Below are 20,719 nucleotides of genomic sequence, written 5' to 3' on the forward strand. Positions count from 1 at the left end.
TCACTCTGGCGGAATCTCCTTAAATACTAAGTCTAACTCTATACCTTTGGTCTTGTTAAGATAATAAGAGATTACATATATTGATACACCTAGAGCGTATATTATCCCTAATGATGCCAAAGTAGGCAAGTTTATTGGCAGGAGTATCGGATTCCCCCATGTAATGTACAAGGAATATACCAAGAACGAGAAAGTCAAAGCTCCTATCCACGTAATAATAGGAACACCTAGTATCTTCCTTTTTATGGGTACAGCGTTTTCATATATATTTCTCCTAATATAGGGCATTAAGGCTACCGAAATAGCAAATATTGCGTAACTTATTTGGAATATGACTGTTACGTCCACAATAGAGATCTGAGGAACGTAAGCGTAAAGTAGTACTCCTATTAAACCTATTATAGATACTAGTAACGTAGATTTTAACGGTATATGTAACTTTTCACTTACATCGGCCATCCAAGAAGGCATTAATCTATCAAAAGACCATGCAAACAAATATCTAGTTAATCCAATTATCAGCGGAGGATTACTGTAAAAGTTCGGTAGCCAGAAGGCTATAAACATGATTATGAAAAGAGGTATACTTTTGTTCACCAATAAAGCGAAAAATGGTGTAAATGTGCCTATGGACGATAAGTCGTTATAAACGGTATCATTAACTCCGTTACAGCTTATATATCCCCAAGCAGTCAAAAACCTTTCTCCGAATGCGTTTATATTTAATTGTGTGAATAGAATGTAATAGGCAGCTATAATTAAAATAGCCACAATGATCGAGTACAAAACATTTATTCTCACGTTTTTCATCTCACCGCTCCACGAAGCAGGTAGATTATACCACGTATAATAATACCAAATTACCGGAATTCCTAGAACAGCTGCTATTATGGGACTTGACACGAATGAAAGACCGTTAGAAGTTGCATCCGATATTACATTCTGATAAGCGTTTGGAACGCCGGTGAAAGAAGAAAGAGCATTAGAGAACGCGGTAGGATTAATAGTTGATAGTACATAAAACATTACTATTGTAGCTATTATACTAACTATACCGCTTATAAGAGTGAATTTCCACGCAGCTCTGTTAGAAAACGATAATATGGCGGAAACTACAATAATTATAAGTCCTACAGCTACACTACCGCTAGTGGTTGAGAAAAACGAACCTAAATTCATTAGGCTTGTGTTATTTAGAAACATGCCCAATCCAGAAAACAAGTAAGCAAACCATCTAGCACCTAAGTAACTGTAGAGTCCAAGTGATAATGCGAAAGCAATGAAGAGTGCGAAGTAATTCACAAACCCTACTGCAGGGTGTGTAGCCCTACTATTAAAAACGTAATCTCCACCTGCTCGAGGCATTGAGATTCCGGCTAAGTAAAATAGAAAAGCCATGGAAAGAGTAGGTACAAGTGTTATTAAGAAAGCCAACGTCCAGTCTATACCGGGTGCTAGCCAAAGCCATGAGATTATTAAGATAGGAACACCTCCCGTCACCAGTGCGAAAGTTGCCAACATTGATGACCAAGGACTTACTTCTCTTACCAAGCCAGAGGTTTCTCTAATGAAGATTCTTTTACTCTCCATAATAGTGTGTAATAGTTGATAAACATTTAAAAAATATATTTGTCATTTGTTATAAATATTTTTTACAATTTAAAGAGCCCATTATGAATAGTGTTAAAAAAGATCATAATATTCTCTATTTATAACTAAATTTAGGACGCTAAAAAATATTCATTATAAATTGTGTAAGCTTTAACACTTAACATTTTTTGCGTATATACTTCTACGTAAATATAAACAAAAACAAGCAAATATTTATATACTTTCTCATTAAGTAGGATAAAGAGGTGGTAGAATTGAGACCTCAAATTAGTAGTGAGAAAAAATTCGATTTAAGTCTATATTATTATATATTTCTTGAGATTTTAAAACCTAAACAATAGTATTTATACACTTCTTCTACATTCTGGTGATAATTATGATAAGCGACTATGTAAATAAGACGCCAAAATCAAAACTTCTCTATATAGAGAATAAGCATTTCATGCCCTATGGTGTAAGCAGTAACTATAGATACTTTGACCCATATCCCTTATACCTAGTAAAGGGTAAGGGAAGCAGAGTATGGGACGTAGACGGAAACGAGTATATAGACTATAATTTGGGCTTTGGAGTCCTTGAGGTAGGTCATGCTAACGAGAAGATCATAGAAGTAATAAATGATGCAATTAAGGACGGCTCCATAATGGGTTTTGAATACTATAAGACAGGGACTTTAGCCAAAATGATCTGTCAAAGATACGGACTAGATATGGTGAGATTCTCGTCTTCAGGTACAGAAGCTACGATGCACTCAATAAGGCTTGCGAGAGCTTTTACGAAGCGAAAGAAGATAATAAAGTTTGAAGGACATTATCATGGTAGTCACGACCAGCTTTTGGTAAATGTGAACCCCTTAAAACCCGGAATTAAGACTCCGTCATCTTTAGGTATCCCTGAAGAGATTATACAGAATACTATTGTAGTGGACTGGAATAATATAGAATCTTTTGAGAAAGTAGCAAAAGAAGACGTTGCGGCAGTTATAATGGAACCCGTAGCAATGAACATGGGTCTAATACCAACCGATAAGGAGTTCTTAAAAACAGTGTTTGAGCTCTCGAAAGAAAAGGGATTTCTTGTGATCTTTGACGAGACAAAAACCGGTGGAAAGTTCTATTCAGGTGCTGCAGGATACTTTAACGTAAAACCCGATATTGTAATACTAGGAAAAGCGATAGCTGGCGGTCTTCCTCTCTCCGTTATAGGTGGTAAGCGAGAGGTTATGGAGTTAATTGGCCCCGGAAAGGTAGCACATGGAGGTACTTTCAACGCAAACGTTTTAGCAGTAAATTCCGCAATTGTTACACTGCAGGAACTCCTTACAGAGTCAGCATTCTATCATATGCATAGGCTTAGTGAAATGCTTGAAATGGGATACACTGATATAGCGGAAGATTTAGGGGTGGAATTAAGTATAGCTAGGTGGGGACCTAGTGGTTCAATTTACTTTTCGGAAAGTGTTCCTAAAAATTACAAGGAATTCATTAAACTTGACTTCAGTAAATGGTTCACATATTTCTACGTGATGTTATCTAGCGGTGTTATACCTATGGGAGGCTTTAACGAACAATGGACTGTATCTATAAAGCATACTGAGGAAGATATACAAAAACACATAGAAGTAGCCGAGGAGGCAATAAGAAAAGCAAAGGAAATTAAGACAAACATGCCAATAGAAGAATCATTTTAGGAGAGGATAAAGTATGAGGCAGATAGACGCTCTGAAATCTCCTAGGTTTACTCAAATCTCGACTTTTGCTAGATTGCCCTTATGCCAAAAATTGGATGAAGGTGAAGCGGTATTTTTGGGTGTGCCTTTTGACGATGCGACAACTTATAGACCTGGTGCTAGGTTTGGACCCACCGGAATAAGACAAGGTTCAAGACTGTTAAGACCTTATAACCAGTTCTTAGACGTGTATCCTTTTGACTCACTTAACGTCTGTGATATGGGAGACGTCAATATAATTCCAGGCTACATAGAAGATACAATGAAAATAATAGAGGAAGAAATAGTAAAAATTCGAGGGGTTCCTTTTATAGCAGGAGGAGACCACTCAATAACCCTGCCTATACTTAGAGCAATGTATAAAAAACACGGAAAAATAAACTTAGTACACTTAGATTCTCACTATGACTTCTGGGACTCATATTGGGGTAAAAAGTATACACACGGAACGTGGTTAAGAAGAGCGCTAGAAGAAGGAATATTAAATGAAGTAGTGCAAATGGGAATAAGGGGGTCATTATACTCTAGGGATGACGTAGAAGATTCTAAAAAATTAGGTGTGAAAAGTTTCACAATAAGAGATCTAAAATATAGATTGAAGGAAGTTCTGAAAGAGTTACCGTCAGGTAAGACTTATGTATCGATAGATATAGACGTTGTGGATCCCGCCTTTGCACCAGGTACTGGGACTCCTGAAGTAGGTGGGCTTACTAGCTTTGAGATATTAGAGATAATTAGGAGTTTTGATTTTAGTATTATAGGCTTTGACGTTGTTGAAGTTTCGCCGCCCTATGATGTAAGCGAAATAACGTCAATGTTAGCTGCTAATATAATTTATGAGGGTCTTAGCGTTTTAGCAAAGCATAGATAGAGTGTTCCTACACCTTTTTAGAAAACTAATTTTTAATCATAGAAATTTTCCTGAACAACAATAATTGTTATTGGTTTATTTTGTCAGGAATCACAATTGTTTTAATTAATTAAGGAAATAGCAATAATATCCGAAAAATTGGAGATAGAGCTTAATATTAATAATATAAAATTTGATTCTACGTTAGCTAGAGAAAGACGAAGGTCATTATATATCTATTAGTTTCATTTCAATGGGGAACTTATAATGTATACAATTTGACTCACTTGGAGAAGAATTATCACCCTTAACCGTAATTGTGTAAAATCCAGCCAACAAGCTTATGTTAGATATGAAAATATCTCTATACTTACTTAAAGGATTTCAAGAAGGAAATTCGATTATTTATTTTACGGTAACTTCGGTTGAGCCTTTAACATCTTATCCACTAAATATGTTAATGTCACACCATATGTAAAGTCGGGATCATATACAGTTAATTATACTGTTAAGCTTTATTAAAGAGTTGTGTGGGTATTATTAATTCACGTATGACAATTGCTCTTTAAATCCTAATCAATCGCTATTGGAGTACACCTAACCTCTACTGGATTATTACTTGTCTAATTCGAATTTTTCATGCCCAATGAAACTTCTCCAAGTGTATATCTTGTTAACATTTACGGCACTTATATCTATGCTGGCAACATCAGTTGGGCAGTCGATTTACGGGGATCAATATAGTAGTGCTGTAGCTCAAAAACCCCAGCTGGTTTTATAATTACGAGATTATATCTGGGATAGCTGCTATAGTTCCGGCTTATCGAAAACGGAACCGTCAAAGGCTTTAAGATATGAAGTCTAAATTGAATAACATTGTAAATAAAATTTGTTGTTATTAGTCTAGATATAAAAACTGATACAAAAGCTAACTATTAATTTTAACATGACTTTGCAATTACTGTAGGTGCTCTAGGTCTGGTTACTCCTAGCGAATTTTCACTACTTAGTTTAATAGTATGGCTACAAATGCAAAAAGAAAAAGTTAAAGTATAGAAAGTACACACAGAATCATATTACTCCTCAAAAAATTCTATTTCTATGCCATAATTTTTGGCATTTTCAATGATTTTACCGTCTACGTTAGGAATTATTAAATTATTTTGCCTGCTCTGGTTTAATAATTGTAGAAATACTAGCCTTATTTTTTCTTTATTAATCTTGTTATAATCTACTACTTCATTTATTATATCTACTATCTTTTTTTCATCTTGTACTGTGTACAGTAGGATTTTATTATTATTTGCTAGCTCGATGATATAATCAAACTCCACATTACCTATTTTAGTCCTTCTTCTTGTGGCTATTATATCGGGATACTCACTTGTCTTTTCAAGGAATTGTGTTAGATACTTTTGTATCAACCATTCCTTAATTTTTTCCTGATTAGTAGTTAGTGGCTTAGAACATTTTTCACAATAAATGTTAACAGGATGATTTTCATGTCCGCAGAATTTACATTTTTTTAAACGATAAGTATATTTTAGCTTATTTTTCATAGATTTTAGTTCTTTATATATTTTAGGTTGTTTTTCTTCCATTTTATATCACCTAGTTAACCAATCTGTAACATTTCTATATGTTAACATAGCATATAGTGTCATGGGATATATTACGAATAATCCAATTAAACCTAGAATTATATTATCGATAAATCTTATTTTTAACTTTTTAATTTCTACTTTATCTATATTCATTAATTTTATTGAAACGGTAAAAGTAATACCTATCCCTATAGAAAAAATTATAAATGATAGTAAAAGGAGGGGAATATATAATCCAGTACTAAGGAGAATGCCACTATCTAGTATTTCTACTGCTTGCACATTAAGTATTAACGTTTGAATTAGGGCTGCTGTAAAAGATATTGGAGAAAACAAGTAAGTTATCTCTTGAAATCTATATCTTCTTGGAGCCTTAAAAAATAATCCCTCTTTTATATCTTTGATAAGATACAAGTAACCACTTCTAACCCATCTCAGTTGCTGGGTAATAAACTTAAACAAAGTAGGTTGTGCAGCAGATCTAGCGTATGCAGTGGACTGATACACTGTTTTATATCCTTGTTGATTAGCTAAAAATGTTAACGCCCTATCATCTGCTAATATTATTCTACTTTTTCCCCATGATTCAACTAGAAAATTTCTTATATTTTTTATAACAAAGTCTCTTCTATAGGCAGCGATTTTTCCGTCTATTACAACTAAGAATCCATCTAACATTCTGCATACTACATCCCTTGATAGTTCTATCACTTGTCCCATTATATATGACAGTCTACTACCAGTTTGGAATAATAATGGATGTCCTTGTACACCAACAACCTTAGGATCAGCAAATGGTTTTATAATTTCATTAATTGTATTAGGTTCCATAATTGTATCACTATCTAACTGTACTATTATATCTCCAGTAGCTAATAACCATCCCAAAGATAGAGAAGCTCTTTTCCCCATTTTTTTACCGGGAAATACATAACGTATATTGGCACTTGGGTACTCTCTTTGAAGCTTTTTAATCAGTTGTTCTTCTTCCTTTCTACCATCATCACAAAGTATTATAATTTCATCGGGGTTATTGTTTATTGCACTTCTTATTACCTTTTCTAGTATAGATAACTCTTCTTTGTACTCTGGGATTATTACACTAACCTTAACTTGGTTCCTACTTAATCCTTCAGTATATGGTTTATATTTTCTAGCTAGAAATCCTCTAATTGTAGATGCTAAAATAAAAAATAATATAAAATGAAATGGCCAATACACAAATTGATGAGTTAATATCATATAGAATAGCTCTAATAATTCAAAGATCATTACTATCATGATAGTCTCAAAACTAATATAAAAATCCTTTTCCTTATTCAAATAATAAAATTGATTGAAATATATTATCTTCTAAATTCTCTAAGTTATTTCCTAAATATCAACTAGTTACCTATTCAATATTGCCATCAGTTAAAAAAAACTTATTACATAATTACTTTAACTATATCCACTGAGAAATAGTATGAACTTTGGGAGATATGCTGGCATTTTTAGAATAATACTACTTACTCTTGTTATTTTGACAGTTCTAAATTTTAGTGTTATAAATTCATATTCTTCTGATAGTAAAACGAATGCTTTGGTTTCATCAATTTTCCTTTCATCGTGGGCAGTCCCTCCAAATACTCAAGGTTATGGAATAATAAATATAAGAATATTCTATGCAACTTCAACATTGCAGGCAAATCTTTTCGCCCTTAAGTTAGTCATTTCTTTACCTGAAGGAGTATACAATTCAAGCGGTGGCTCTTACATAATTAACTATTTTCCTATAACTTATCCAACTTACATATCATATAATTTTAGCGTTATAATAAACAGTAGTGTTAGCCCAGGTTCTAATCTTAATTTTCAAGCTACTTTAATCTGGTTCCTATCCTCGTATAATGGTTCTGTATTGCAGCAAGTTACGCCGATAAACTTCACTCTCCCCTATTTAGGTGATATAGGAGTTAAAGTGATCTCTAATACCTCTTTTCTTCATTTAGGCTTAAATCATGTTGCTATAAGCATAGTGAACGAGGGTAAAAGTCCAATCAAAAACGTATGCTTGTATGTAGATGGACAAACTATTTACATACCTACAATTTTATCACAATACACATATAACTTATCTATCTTCATTTTACCCCATAATCAATTCCAATATAAGTTACCAATATCCTTAACTTATTATACCCCATACTATACGTTTGAACACTACAATACGACATTAGATTTTGTAATATTATATAACACGACGTCTCCTGTGCTGTTAGATTATTATAACTTGTTGTCACCTAATCCGTATTATCTAGAGCCTGGTCCTAATTATCTAGTGTTATATCTCAATAATTCCTTAGGAATGACATTTAACTCATCGTGGTTATTAATAAGCAAAGACAATACTACACTATATTCATTCTTCATAAAGAACTGGAGTTCAGGTAATGTGATTAAGATTTTCTTACCTATAAATATAACTAGCTTTACCACTAATTTGGTAAGGCTTAACCTTATCCTACTAACTAATAATCAAACTACTTATAATCTTACTAGTTTTAGTATTCCAGTAGCAGACATACCTAGATTATCATTTAATATAATATTAGAAAACTCATCGACTTATTTACAGGTAAGAAATAATTTAAATATTACTGTAAATAACGTAAGTATTACAATAAAAGAACTAAATAGCAATGTAGAGTATAATTATACGTTGAGCGAGTTAGGTGCGAATAGTTCGATTTTGTTTAAATTAAATAATACGATAAATCAAAGCAAAGAATATCTAGTATATGCTAAATTTAGAGCCTTTAACTTTATTATTATAGAAAGTAACTTTATAAACATAAATATAACTAACCTTATAGTAACTAAATATAGTAGTATAGCTAATCTTACAATAACAAATTATAGTGTTTATTTCTCTAATAATCCATACGTGAATAATCAAAACATGATATACTTATTAATACAAATAAAAAATATAGGGAAAGAACCTGCTGTTGGCTCATATTTAATTTTACACTCAAATAGTTCTACAGTGTACATATCGCCATTCTTAATTCAACTCGGAACCATAAAACCAGGGGAAATTGTTTTCGAATCTATTACAATCTATATTGGAAATTCAGTACCTAAAACGCTCGATATTTACTCGGAGTTGGTATACAACAACAGTATAAATTATGTTGAACAAAACTATACGTTACAAATTCCAGTCTATACTTTATATTATCATTATAATTACCCTCTATACCTTGTCATGTTAGTATTTGGGTACACTATATATGGAATCCCATTAATTTTTATTGTAGTAGTGATTATATTAGCAATTGTAATACTATTTCCAAGGATAAAGAAATAAGTATTAATACTTTTTATCCTATATAAATCATTAAATCCCCTCTACACCTTTCACTTTCTGTAGTTGAAAATAATTAACACTATGCCCTCCTTCAGTTACAACTTATTAATCAAGAGAAGATTCTTTAATTAGAGTTCAAGGAGATTAACACGATTGTCAGTATCTAATATAAAAAGTTTAACAATTTTTAATTAATTATAAGAGAAATTTCGTCCATGAGTAACTAATTTCCAGCAGTTATGATAGGAATTTTTAAAAATGAAAATTAAAGTAAGAACTTATGAAGGACTATATACATGCTACGATATCTAGTACTTTATCATGGGCAGGAAATATATACGACTTGCTCTTGATCACCTACGTTTATCCTTACATTGAAGCTGCGTATTCGCTAAGCTATCTTGGAATTTCTGCCCTCTTCGCATTAGGGCTTATAGGTAGGGTAATAGGAGGTATAATTTTCGGTAAATATGCCGATTTAATAGGAAGAAAGCCAATCATGATTATAGGAACAGGAGGTTACGCTCTTTTCCAAGGGCTTATGGCAATATCTCCTTCAGCTATTTTCCTTTTCTTATTTAGGGGATTGGAAGGAATATTCATGGGAGCAGCTTGGACGGCTGGAATGGTGATTGCTTACGAAAAAGCCCCCGTAAGTGTGAGAGGGCTAATAAGCGGAATTTATCAATCAGGTTACGGAATTGGTTATGCCTTAACTGGCGTAACATATTATTTCTTCTTATCGAATTTAGAATCCTCATGGAGACTGTTCTTAGTAACCGGTTCTCTTCCACTTCTTCTCCTACCCTATATTTACCTGAAGGTAAGTGAAAGTTATAAAATGGCGGAAAAGAATGAAAAGGTTAGATATAAGGACTACCTTAACGTGTTGGTAAAGTCTACGATAGCCATGAGCGGAATGTTTATAGCTTATTTCTCTGTCTTCGGTAACTACACTACTATTGCATCACACTATATTCACATGAACAACCAAATGCTTGCAATACTAATGATTGTGGCCAACATATTTCTCGCGATTTCTTTCATAACCTTCGGAAGGCTTGCAGATGTAATAAACAAGAGAAAATTGATCATTTTAGGCGTAATAGGGTTATTAGTATCCGCACCATTCTCCGTTCCACTGTTTATAATTAATCCGTTAGTATCATTTATAGCTACTACAGTCTTTGCATTTTCTACTGGATTCTGGCCCTTGATGCCTCTTCTTTTAGCAGACTCAGTTCCGATAGAAGTTAGAGGATTTCTTTCAGGATTTGCTTATAACGTAGGAAGCCTAATGGGGGGTTTGGCAAATATAATTCTAGGAGTGATAGGGTCTATTTACGGTATTTCTATGCTAGATAAGGCTATTGACGGCTTCGTATATTTCTCACTTATCTTAGTATTCCTGAGTGTAATAACTTGGCCTAAGATACCGCAAAAAGTTAGCAATTAGCACGAAAACTACTGTCGTCATAATCAAAGTTCTTCTTTCTTAATGAAATCCGCTTTTTAAGCATAATATACACACACCCACGTTTATTATTAATCTTCACTTCATAGCAGTTTGACGAAAACACAACTAGGGGTTTTTTCCAAGTTCAATCTTGATATAAACCATAACCTCTAAATATCTTACCATCTTTTATCACGTAAAGAACGTTAGAAGGGGATAAATCCTCAATATTGTTTAAAGGATCACCCTTTAATACAATAACATCACCTCTGTATCCTTCTCTCAAATAACCAGAGTTAAGCCCTAAGCACTTAGCGGCGTTTGAGGTAATAGTCTTAAGAGCTTCCAGATTACTCATATATTTTGCCAATAACACAGCTTCCCTATAATTTCCCCCATGAGGTCTCTTTTTCGAACCCACGTAATCAGTTCCAGCTGCTATTAATAAACCATGATTTACTGCTATTCTCATGTCCTCATTGAAGTGTCTTTTAATTAAATTCTCTCTGTAAGGATTAGGCAAACCAAAAGGAATTTCGTATGTAGATAATGTGGGAACGTAACATATTTCCTTTTCCTTCATCATTTCAGCAACTTCCTCATCAATTCCCAATCCATGCTCTATAGTATCAACTCCAGCTAGAATTGAATTCATTATGGCTTCTTTTCCGTAAGCATGAGAGGCTACCTTTAGTCCAGCCCTATGGGCTTCATCCACTATAGCTTTTAGCTCATCAAGTGAGAATCCAGGCAGAATCCTTCCACCTTGAGAGAAAGCACCAGAGGCATAAACTTTAACTACTCCTGCACCTTGCCTGATGACTTTTCTAACAGCTTTCCTACACTCATATGGAGAATCGCAGTAGAAAGAATAGGAGAGTTTTTGTGCAATATCCAATGGTAAGTCTTTTGGATCGTCGTTTCCACCAGTTATTGCTAATGAATATCCCGAAGCTATTACGGTAGGACCTATAATTTCACCCTTAGCTTGAAGATAAGAAAGCCTAACTGCTACTTTACTGCCTAAATCTCTAACGGCTGTAAAGCCAGAACGTAGTAACTTTTCCATATCTCGTGTACTTCTTATTGCCACGTCAATTTCGTTAACTAAATTCCAGGCTAAAACATTGTCATCTTCGACTCCGAAAAAATGCATATGCGCATCAATCATCCCTGGCATTATAAAATCTCCTTTTATTACTTGAGCTCCCTGAGGTATTTCTATGTCTTCTGTCACCTTAATGATAGAAGACCCTTCAATAAGAACTGTACCCTTATCAATTATCTTTTCACCATCAAAAATCTTGCCTACTAAAGCAATCATACAAAGAATATTTATGTGTTATAAAGTTAAATAGGGATAAGTATCATGCCATGTCCTAACGTATTATAGTCTGCTCATGAGTAAAGTACACTGCAGCTATATTAGCATACAAAAAAGTTGGAGGATTTATTCTTTCTAGCTAGTTATTACACCTCCCCACCTCCAGTAATTGTTCCTAAAATCTGAGATATGATGAAGGAATAACATCAATCCATTTACAGCAAATGCTAACGTTATATTAGGATTTACATGTCCTCCAATAATAGGACCAGCGGTGTAAATTGCTAATACTATGTCCTTATCCTTTTCCTGCCACTCGTCATTGATTAAAACCTTATTTTTAAACCTTAGATTGTGGAATTCGTTTAAACTTAAAGCCAATCTAATTTTAAAAATTTGCACTCCTTGTGTAGTTAGGTATAATATTAAATCCCTACCCTCACTCTAGCCTAATTGCATCAAGATTTCGTCCCCCTCCCTTGCAATAATCTCTTTATCGAGCTCAATCATATCTGCTATTACCCTGAAGTTTCTGCTTTCACCGTTAACAGTTATCCTTATCGGTTTACGCTTAAGATATAGCTTAGACACCTTTAGTTCTCCGTGCACTACGTTGATCTTAACTTCTTTATTATTCTCCTTTAATTCTCCCCAAGCTGAAGGCAAGATGAAGATCCAGTCTATCTCCTCTAGGTTAGGAGTTATCGTGAGAGTATTTGTAAACCCATCATACTTTAACCCCTCAAAAGCAGGGATAACAGAGATCGCTGATAAAGGTCTCATATAGTGTGAACCCCATTCTAAATGATCCCAGAAGTTCCCGGCTAGAGCATAACGTTCGTAAATCTCCTTTAAAACCTTTTTAGCCTCTTCTATCATCCCCTCATATGCTAAATGAGATGCAAGGTAGAATTCAACACCGGACCAAGGAGTGTCAAAATGAGGACTTGAGGGTAAGTTAAGGGCGTTTTTGTAAGCTCTACCTAATGGCCTAAATCCGTCAGGATATGCTCCATTTATAACTCCCTCCTCTTCCTTAAAGTTATATTTCATGATAAAGGCTAAAGTCTTCCTTATTATCTCTTCGTCTAAGAATTTCAACCCCAACAAAGTCGAATACCAATGCCCTAATAGTTGAGAGGCACAACTTGCCTTATCTCTGAATCCTGATAGGGGGTCAAACCAGAGGTCGAAGTATTCCCCATTCCACAAGTAGTCTTTCAGTTTCTGAACTAAACTTTGATAGTCATAACGTTTGTCTTTTCCTAACACAGATGAGGCTTCGTTAAACGCTTGTAATGCTGCTATCCACAGTATGGAAGTGAAAGAGGTTATCCCTAACATTGTCCAATCGTCGTAGGTTTGAACTGAAAGTGGAATCAAATCTCGTGCAAATAAGCTGTAAATAGTATTTCCTTCCGCCTTGGGAAGTACACCTAGCATATTATTTACTGTCCTCATCCACTCGAATCCAGCAGGCAATGAGTGATAAATTAACCCGTCATAAGTCTGAGTTTTAAATGTTGTCTCAATGGCAGATAAAGCCTTATCATATAACCTCTTTAAGAAATCCTTATCACCAGTCATCTTAGCCGTTAGATACCACATCAATACAAACTCGGGGTTTAGGTCTACTCTGTGATATTCGTCTACATTTAGACCGTCAGTGAAGAAGTGAGCTATTCTCCCTTTAGGATCCTTTCCAGTCTCTTTAACTATTTCCTTAACTACCTTCAACAATTTATTTAAGTCGGTAGAAATTGAGGGGTCTTTTTCAAGCCTTTCTAAGTACTTCTCTCTATTCTCTTTGAATGCTAATGCATAAACGGCATAAAGTGGAGTGTTATCCTCTATGCTCTTTGTCTGTTCGAGAATTCTCTTTGCAAGTTCAGGGAAAAGGACTATGAGAGAATATATAGCATAAGTCAGCACATCTATAGTATTCAATGCTGTGTGTAAGGGACCGTCAGTGTAAGGGAAATCGCCGTATTTTCTCTCATCAGCTGTGTTAAAATACCCTTCCCATATGCCAAAGAACCCATCCTTACCGAACCAACTTGTCTTAATGAGCGTTGTGAGTTGAGATCCTAAGAGATCTGCTATCCACTCCTCTACTCCCCTAGGTTTGTAAAGTAGGTCATGAAACTTTGTAGTCTTACCCTCGAGATAATTGAGATTTGATTTTACGTGATCTGACACTTCTTTACAACTTGTGAAAAAGTTCTCATAATAATGTCCTAATACCTTACCATCGGATAACACGTGATTAGGGAAATACCAAGAGAGTATGTAGGTTACCTCTTTTCCACTACCCTTTAGCATACCGTAAAGATTCCCTTCAGTTACCCTTAACTCGCCCTCTTCCTTATACCTCATCCAGAATTCGTAGTCAGGCTGTTTACCCAGAGTGATAGCAGTTGCGTTCTCTGCGATAACACTTAAACAGAGATTACCCTTATATCTCGGGTCTTTCGGCTCCACATCTCCAGTAAAGATTACTGTATTATCTGTGACTTTTATAGAACCTCTTTCATAGGGATTCTTAATACCAAAGATAAACTCAGTAGGATTGGATGATGATAGTTTGAATATAGCTACTGGTAAGGATGAGTTTTTTACATCACCTGGAATGAAGGGTGAGAAGGCTTTCATGCTTACAATAAAATCGTCTATGAATTTAACGTATGCAATAGGAGGTTCTCCAGTAAACTCTACCTGCTTTACGGGTCTCAACCAAGGAAGAGTATAGGGATTCCCACCGTGGTAATAGTTATATCCCTGAAGAAGCCTAACCTTCTTATTTTGTTTCGCTACTATGAAGCTATCCATCTCTGTTAAATAGTAAGTGTATCTAATGTCTTGTCTCTCTGCATAACCACCGTTATTAAATATTGTCCATTCGTAAAGCCTTCCATCAGCCCTTATCTCTAACGAACCAGTGCCCAAACCACCTAAAGGTATTCCGGAACCTAAGACGTAGGAGTGAAGGTATTTCATATAGATAGATAGTCTCTTTTTAGTTTAAATAATCTTTATTTATTAAGAGAGAGGAAGTTGGCATTAGGTATTTTCATTGCCTATCGTGTAGTAATGAGAATGATCGTGACGTAATTGCTGTTATTAATATAATGGGTCTCTGACTCTCTCGACTGCCCCTCAAATGTAATCCTGAACTAATGAGGGAAACCTCGCTGTCAGGGAGAAGTCAGAAAATACAATTCCTAGCAAGAATATATAACGCTCGTTCATAATCAGATCTGTAATGGAGTTCCCCTCAAACTGTGGTATTCCTATAGGTTCTTTAGGAACTGGAAAAATCGACTTCTATAAAGACTTAACAATCGGGAATATAACCATTATGAACAACTGGAGTAATCCGTTAGTTAGTGTAAAAGGATTTCACATAGTGGACCTCAATACTAATACGTTCTTACAAGGTAATCCCGCACGTTCTTCAGAGATAAAGTTTACCGTCAAGACTCCTGAATATATTCACGCTGATGCATTTTTCCCCGAGGTTACTTACAAGATTAAGAACCCTAACTTTACCATTAGGGTTTTTTCTCCTTTCATCCCAGGCAGTTTGAAAGATTCGTCACTTCCAGTAATAGTTTTTGAAGTGCATGGAAAGGGTACGATAGCCATATCTTTTCCTAACATAACAGGTAGTAGGCGATGGGGGAGGGTAAATTACAAGGTAAGGAGAAAAATTAACGGAGTATTAATGAAAAACCTTAGGGCTCTACAGTCTGATCCAGCTTATGGAGAGTTATTTCTTGGCTGTGAGGGCTGTAACGTTTATGTAGGGCATAGACATTGGATACCTGCAGCTACTGAGGGAATGACAGAAGACTTAAGAGTGTTCGACATTAAAAAACTAGAAAAAAGAGACGAAATTGACAAGTACGAAATACAGCCTTACGCTAGGGAGGAAATATCTGGAATAGTCTGGAGGGAAGTTGACGGTGTTGTAAGGTTCTATTTAGCATGGTTCTTTAACGGTAGGCCTCATCACTATCCTTACGGGCATTACTATGAAAATTGGTTTCACAGTGCTGTAGACGTTGCTAATTACGTTCACGATAAGGGTTTAGACGTAGAGTTAGACAAAAGTAGGGACTGGATAAACGAAGCGGTAAGAAACAGCATGTACGTCTTGACTTACAGTTGGCTAACTAAAGACGGTAGGTTTGCAATATATGAAGATCCAAAATATTCCCTTTTAATGAATACAATAGGAGGTATGACATGGGACGCAGTTTCATTCCTTCTCCTCGAGCTCTTTCCTGATCTAGTTAAGAGAATGGATGAGTACTTTGGTCAGTTTATTAGGTACGGAGAAGTTCCTCACGATTTGGGAGAGGAGAGTATTGAAGATCCCATATACGGGGCATCTTATCCTTATGCTTGGAATGATCTTGGTCCTACGTGGGTACTTATGATATTTAGGGATTATAAATACACTGATGATATTGATTTCCTTAGGAGAAATTTTGATAAAATGAAGAGTGTTATCGATTGGTTAGTTAATAGGGATGAGGATGGTGACGGTATTCCTGACTCTAGAGGGGGATTTGATAACTCTTACGACGGTACATATATGTACGGAGCGTCCTCTTACGTAGGCTCACTCTTTACTTGTGCGTTAAAGGCATTTATAAAGGCTGGGGAAATATTGGGGTATGACACTTCTAACTACGTCAAAGTCTTAGAAAAAGCTAAACAGACAATGCTCTCCTTATGGAACGGGAAATACTTCATCTCATGGAAACACGGTGAAAAGCAGAAAGATACTTGCATGAATTCTCAAATACTTGGAGAATTCTGGTGTGACTTACTGGAGTCAGGAAGTATAGTCGGAGATGACAAAGTAACCACAGCATTAAGGAGCATATACGAACTAAATGGAAGAGCTTCACCCTATTGTCTCGTAAATAGCGTTAACCCAGACGGTAGTATTGACACATCTACAGATCAGATGTTGTCATGTTGGCCTAGAATATCTTTTGCTGTAGCATCCCATATGATATTAAGGGGGATGGTTAAAGAAGGTCTAGAGATAGCGAGAAAGGAGTGGAATACAATATCAAATAGATATCCTTGGAATCAGCCATCCAAGATAAACAGCTTTACTGGAGAACATTTCGGTCTACCGTATTACATAGGTAGTTTGGCTATTTACCTTGTTAAGTTAGCATTAAAGAAAAAGGGAATTAGTATAAAAGACTAGACATGATTTGCAGATTCAAAATAAATTGACTTTATTTATTTATGTTCTAAATTTTTGAGGATGAACGTTAAATAAAAATCACTCATCCTTCTAACACAGTTTGTTTTTGTGACTCACTCCTTGCAAATATTACCGATGCTATGAAGACAAGAGGGAGAATTGAGACTACTTCCTGACTCGGCGAAAAAATAGCTATGAAAACTTCAGACACAGAGGACAGTATCCTTCCAGTATTCAACAACACTTGTCTATTCACTAAATAATCCATTAAGAACCTTCTGTCCATATTATTCCAATTAATGACGTCAATTATCGGATAAATTAATGGGCTAGTGACGTTATATATAACAAGGTAAACGAGAGGTAAACCCAATAAGACGAAAATACCAGATAGGACTAGCGTAAGTGAAGAAATGAGAACAAGCTTATACGGTCTGATCCTATCTATCAGTCTATCCCTTAACAAGTATACAGAAAATACGGACAATGATGTTAATATATAGTTTAAAACTGTGAAGTTGAAATAGGACTTCGAGATAGTATAAAGCAAGATAACGTTAAGACTTCCCAGTATATAGTTTACTCCACTAACTAAAGCTAATGATATCATAGTACTTCTATATGTCTTATTATCGTTAATCACTAAGAGCGAATTCCTTATGTTAAGCTTTACCGAGTCTATCTTAACGTCCTCGACAAAGAGCTGAGCAAATAGTAACAAGACAGCTGTTAAGACGAAAAGAATGCCATATCCCGAATTGTGAAAAATTGATAGTATAGATCCGTAAACTCCGGGTGATAATAAGCTAGTTATAAAGCCTAGATAAGTTGATTTATTGAAAAAGTTTAGTTTCTTAGGAGTGCGATAAAAGATTATATCCCAACCAGACCAGTAGAACCCTTGTGCTAATCCATAGAGTGAACCTACTATATCAATGTATTTAGGAGTATCTTTATTAAGAACAAAAATCACAAGATAAAAGAGTATGAATAGAAAGATCCCTATTCTATAATAGATAATTGATTGTTTCCATATAGATGATAAATGTCCAACTATTATATAACCTACTAAGATAAAGATGGAACTAATAAGGAGAAAATTAATAGTGTATAGGATGTTGGAATAAATGTAAATGTAAAGACCCAAAAGAGGGGCAGAGAAACTATTAGCCAAACTAAATAACCATGATGAAAATAGGAAATTTTTCTTCATTCGTATTTTTTCTTTTAGTGATATAAAATTAAGCTTTTCGTCTCATTTATTACGCGAGAAGAATGTTAACTCGTAAAAATCAAAGTAAGCGGTAAATAGGAATAAAAAAGAGATAAATTAATACCTTTTTATAACTTCAGGACTTCATTTATCTCCTTCTTCTTAGCGCTAATACTGCGGCTATTATTACAATAATTATTATGACAACGGCTACTGCTGCTATTGCAAGGGTGTTAGATGATGAGGTAGTTATTGTTATAGTAGTTGTAGTTGTTGATACAGAAACTGTTGTTGGTACAGAAGTTGTTGATGACGTAGATGTGGTAGTTACTGAAGTAGTCACAGGCTGGAAGTATCCTGCAGTTATTCCTAACTGGTTTATAGCAGTGCCTCCTATTCCGTAGAAGTATTCTTCCCAGAACCATGAATTAGGAGGTGGTGCAATTAAGTCATGGGTATTTACGATAACCTGCTGGCTCTCATATACCAGAGGTAATGCAGGTAAGTAGTAGTTCAAAGCATAAGCCATCTCATCGTTAGCAGATATAAGTTCTGAGGAAGAGTTCGGAGCTATTGTGGCCTTGTACAAACTAGTGACATTAACTTGAGTTCCGTTAGGTAATTTTACTATTCCGTCCCACTGAGTTACGTTATAAGGTATTCCGTTTAGATACTGAGTCTCTAAGAACCAGTCTACTGTTCCTGGATAGTAGCCTCCCCATGCTTGCATGACTAGATCGTACCCTTGACCCGTCTCATAATCTTTCAATAACACACTGCTAACAGTCTGTACATAATAAGACGTTGGTATTCCGAACGAAGTTAGTTCATTCTCTATTACATTTAACATATTGATCAATCCCGGTCCAGGTGAGAAAGGTACTAATATAGTTAACGTGAATGGCGTTCCGTTAGGAGTATACCATTGCCCGTTCTTCATAGTGAACCCGACGCTCTCCAGTAACTGTGCTGCTTTCTGCAGGTTAGTATTATATGGATTAAGATTCTCTACTGCAGGAGTTATAAACTGCTTATAGTACGTGAAGTTCGGTATTCCGTTAGGTATCGGTACTGGTGAATATTTAGGACCTCCAGCAAGTACTATTGAAGTTCTGTTAAGAACATATGCAATAGCTTGCCTTACTTGAACCATAGATAACCATGGATTCTTGAAATTGAAATACAAGGCATATCCACCTGGATTAGGAATGTTAATTACTTCATAATAAGACGGCAAGCTAGATATCAAAGTTGAGGGCAAGGACATGAAAGCACTATACTCTATGGATACTTGACCATTCAAAACTGCAGCCTCTGCTGAGGACACTGAAGAGAACTGATAGATTACGACTTGGTTGAACTTTATGTTATTCGCAGCGAAGTAGTAGGGGTTCTTGTCAAGTATTATCTCATTAGGGGTGATTTCAGCAACGTAGAACGGGCCGTTATAGTTAGCTGATATAGGACCTGGCGGTACGTAGCTATGAAGCTCTTGCCTGAATTTCTTTATAAGTGTAGTATTGCCCTGCTGTAGTTGACTCCAATTACCCTCTATTTGTTGTATCAGGGGTTTATACTGGAAGTAGCTAGTAATTAGAGCTACTTCTCCAAGACCTATAGTATCTAGATACGTAAATGGAAGCAAATAGGGAGAGAGAGTTCCCGGTGGGTAAGATATCACAATAGTGTAGTTGTTTATAACCGTGTAATTTGGATATGGAGGAGCCCCTAATATGTCAAGGATCAAACTCGTGGCAAGGATATCGTAAGCCGTTACTGGTGCACCATTAGCCCATCCAGAATGTCTCAGAGTCATTGTAACATTAACAGTCTCATTTTTCCATACCTGCTCCCAGTTAGGTGGAGAGAAGCTCCAATTCTCTATAAGACAAGGTATTATACCGTTATTTGAAACATTAAGAAGGGCTGTATATGCGTAGACTAACCCGTAGAATGAGCCGCCTAAACCTCCGGCGAATAAGTTTGGATTATAAGTTGAAAGGCTTTGGAATGGATGTGGCGTAACCCAGGCTATATATAACGTATTTGAGGTGTTCGTTTGTGCTAATGTTGTTATAGAAGATGTTAAGGGGACTAAGAGTATTAAAACAATTCCCAATGTTAAATACTTTGATAGTTTGTGTGAGTTCATACTATCTCTGATAAACATGTAAACATCATTATATTTAAACCTTTAATCTTTTTTCGGAATAGTCTATCATTTAACAAATCTTTTAGTTCATAAAATATTAACTAACAAGACTCCACGATCTGCTTACATTTCAATGTTTAACGTAAAAATTTCTCATTTCTACATTAACTTTCTACTTAATACTGAGAGAGCTCATTA

The 20,719-nt window shown here is 35.3% G+C and carries 13 protein-coding genes; 5 read left to right on the forward strand and 8 right to left on the reverse strand.

Features of this window, described 5'->3' with window-relative positions:
• On the reverse strand, positions 1–1,590 hold the full coding sequence (locus tag D1868_RS06040; RefSeq protein WP_156006535.1) for an APC family permease: 1,590 nt from the start codon (positions 1,588–1,590) through the stop codon (positions 1–3).
• A gap of 397 nt (positions 1,591–1,987) precedes the next feature.
• Here D1868_RS06040 and D1868_RS06045 point away from each other — a divergent pair, with 397 nt between their 5' ends.
• Together D1868_RS06045 and speB are read left to right on the forward strand one after the other, a co-directional pair.
• Entirely contained in the window at positions 1,988–3,301 is a 1,314-nt protein-coding gene (locus tag D1868_RS06045; RefSeq protein ID WP_156006537.1) for an aspartate aminotransferase family protein, read from the forward strand.
• Positions 3,302–3,314: 13 nt separating this feature from the next.
• Positions 3,315–4,211: an agmatinase gene (speB, locus tag D1868_RS06050; RefSeq protein WP_156006540.1), complete on the forward strand. Its 897-nt coding sequence runs from the start codon at positions 3,315–3,317 to the stop codon at positions 4,209–4,211.
• Between the two features lie 1,055 nt (positions 4,212–5,266).
• Here the strand turns inward: speB and D1868_RS06055 are convergent.
• Both D1868_RS06055 and D1868_RS06060 read right to left on the reverse strand, forming a co-directional pair.
• The gene (locus D1868_RS06055) at positions 5,267–5,791 is read right to left on the reverse strand and encodes a zinc ribbon domain-containing protein (protein WP_156006541.1); all 525 of its coding nucleotides are present in this window, start codon (positions 5,789–5,791) and stop codon (positions 5,267–5,269) included.
• A gap of 6 nt (positions 5,792–5,797) precedes the next feature.
• A complete protein-coding gene (locus D1868_RS06060) occupies positions 5,798–7,066 on the reverse strand; it encodes a glycosyltransferase (protein WP_196770209.1) in 1,269 nt (422 codons plus the stop codon).
• A 310-nt stretch (positions 7,067–7,376) separates the two neighbouring features.
• Between D1868_RS06060 and D1868_RS06065 the strand changes: the two genes are divergently transcribed.
• The gene (locus D1868_RS06065; protein ID WP_156006543.1) at positions 7,377–9,146 is read left to right on the forward strand and encodes a hypothetical protein; all 1,770 of its coding nucleotides are present in this window, start codon (positions 7,377–7,379) and stop codon (positions 9,144–9,146) included.
• A gap of 280 nt (positions 9,147–9,426) precedes the next feature.
• On the forward strand, positions 9,427–10,602 hold the full coding sequence (locus D1868_RS06070; RefSeq protein WP_156006545.1) for an MFS transporter: 1,176 nt from the start codon (positions 9,427–9,429) through the stop codon (positions 10,600–10,602).
• A gap of 145 nt (positions 10,603–10,747) precedes the next feature.
• Here the strand turns inward: D1868_RS06070 and D1868_RS06075 are convergent, their stop codons facing one another.
• From D1868_RS06075 to D1868_RS06085, 3 genes are all read right to left on the reverse strand, one after another.
• Entirely contained in the window at positions 10,748–11,926 is a 1,179-nt protein-coding gene (locus tag D1868_RS06075; protein ID WP_156006547.1) for a metal-dependent hydrolase family protein, read from the reverse strand.
• 135 nt (positions 11,927–12,061) lie between these two features.
• Positions 12,062–12,328: an aquaporin gene (locus D1868_RS06080; protein WP_231112314.1), complete on the reverse strand. Its 267-nt coding sequence runs from the start codon at positions 12,326–12,328 to the stop codon at positions 12,062–12,064.
• A 42-nt stretch (positions 12,329–12,370) separates the two neighbouring features.
• Positions 12,371–14,923, reverse strand: a complete 2,553-nt coding sequence (locus D1868_RS06085; RefSeq protein ID WP_156006549.1) for a GH116 family glycosyl hydrolase — start codon at positions 14,921–14,923, stop codon at positions 12,371–12,373.
• 265 nt (positions 14,924–15,188) lie between these two features.
• Here D1868_RS06085 and D1868_RS06090 point away from each other — a divergent pair, with 265 nt between their 5' ends.
• Complete coding sequence (locus tag D1868_RS06090) at positions 15,189–17,156, forward strand: GH116 family glycosyl hydrolase (RefSeq protein ID WP_156006551.1); 1,968 nt, start codon at positions 15,189–15,191, stop codon at positions 17,154–17,156.
• A gap of 82 nt (positions 17,157–17,238) precedes the next feature.
• On the opposite strand, the gene D1868_RS06095 is transcribed toward D1868_RS06090, so the two are convergent.
• Entirely contained in the window at positions 17,239–18,369 is a 1,131-nt protein-coding gene (locus tag D1868_RS06095; RefSeq protein WP_156006553.1) for a hypothetical protein, read from the reverse strand.
• Between the two features lie 148 nt (positions 18,370–18,517).
• The gene (locus D1868_RS06100; protein WP_156006555.1) at positions 18,518–20,521 is read right to left on the reverse strand and encodes an ABC transporter substrate-binding protein; all 2,004 of its coding nucleotides are present in this window, start codon (positions 20,519–20,521) and stop codon (positions 18,518–18,520) included.
• Positions 20,522–20,719: the final 198 nt, after the last annotated feature.

This window comes from Stygiolobus azoricus (assembly GCF_009729035.1).
GTDB lineage: Archaea > Thermoproteota > Thermoprotei_A > Sulfolobales > Sulfolobaceae > Stygiolobus > Stygiolobus azoricus.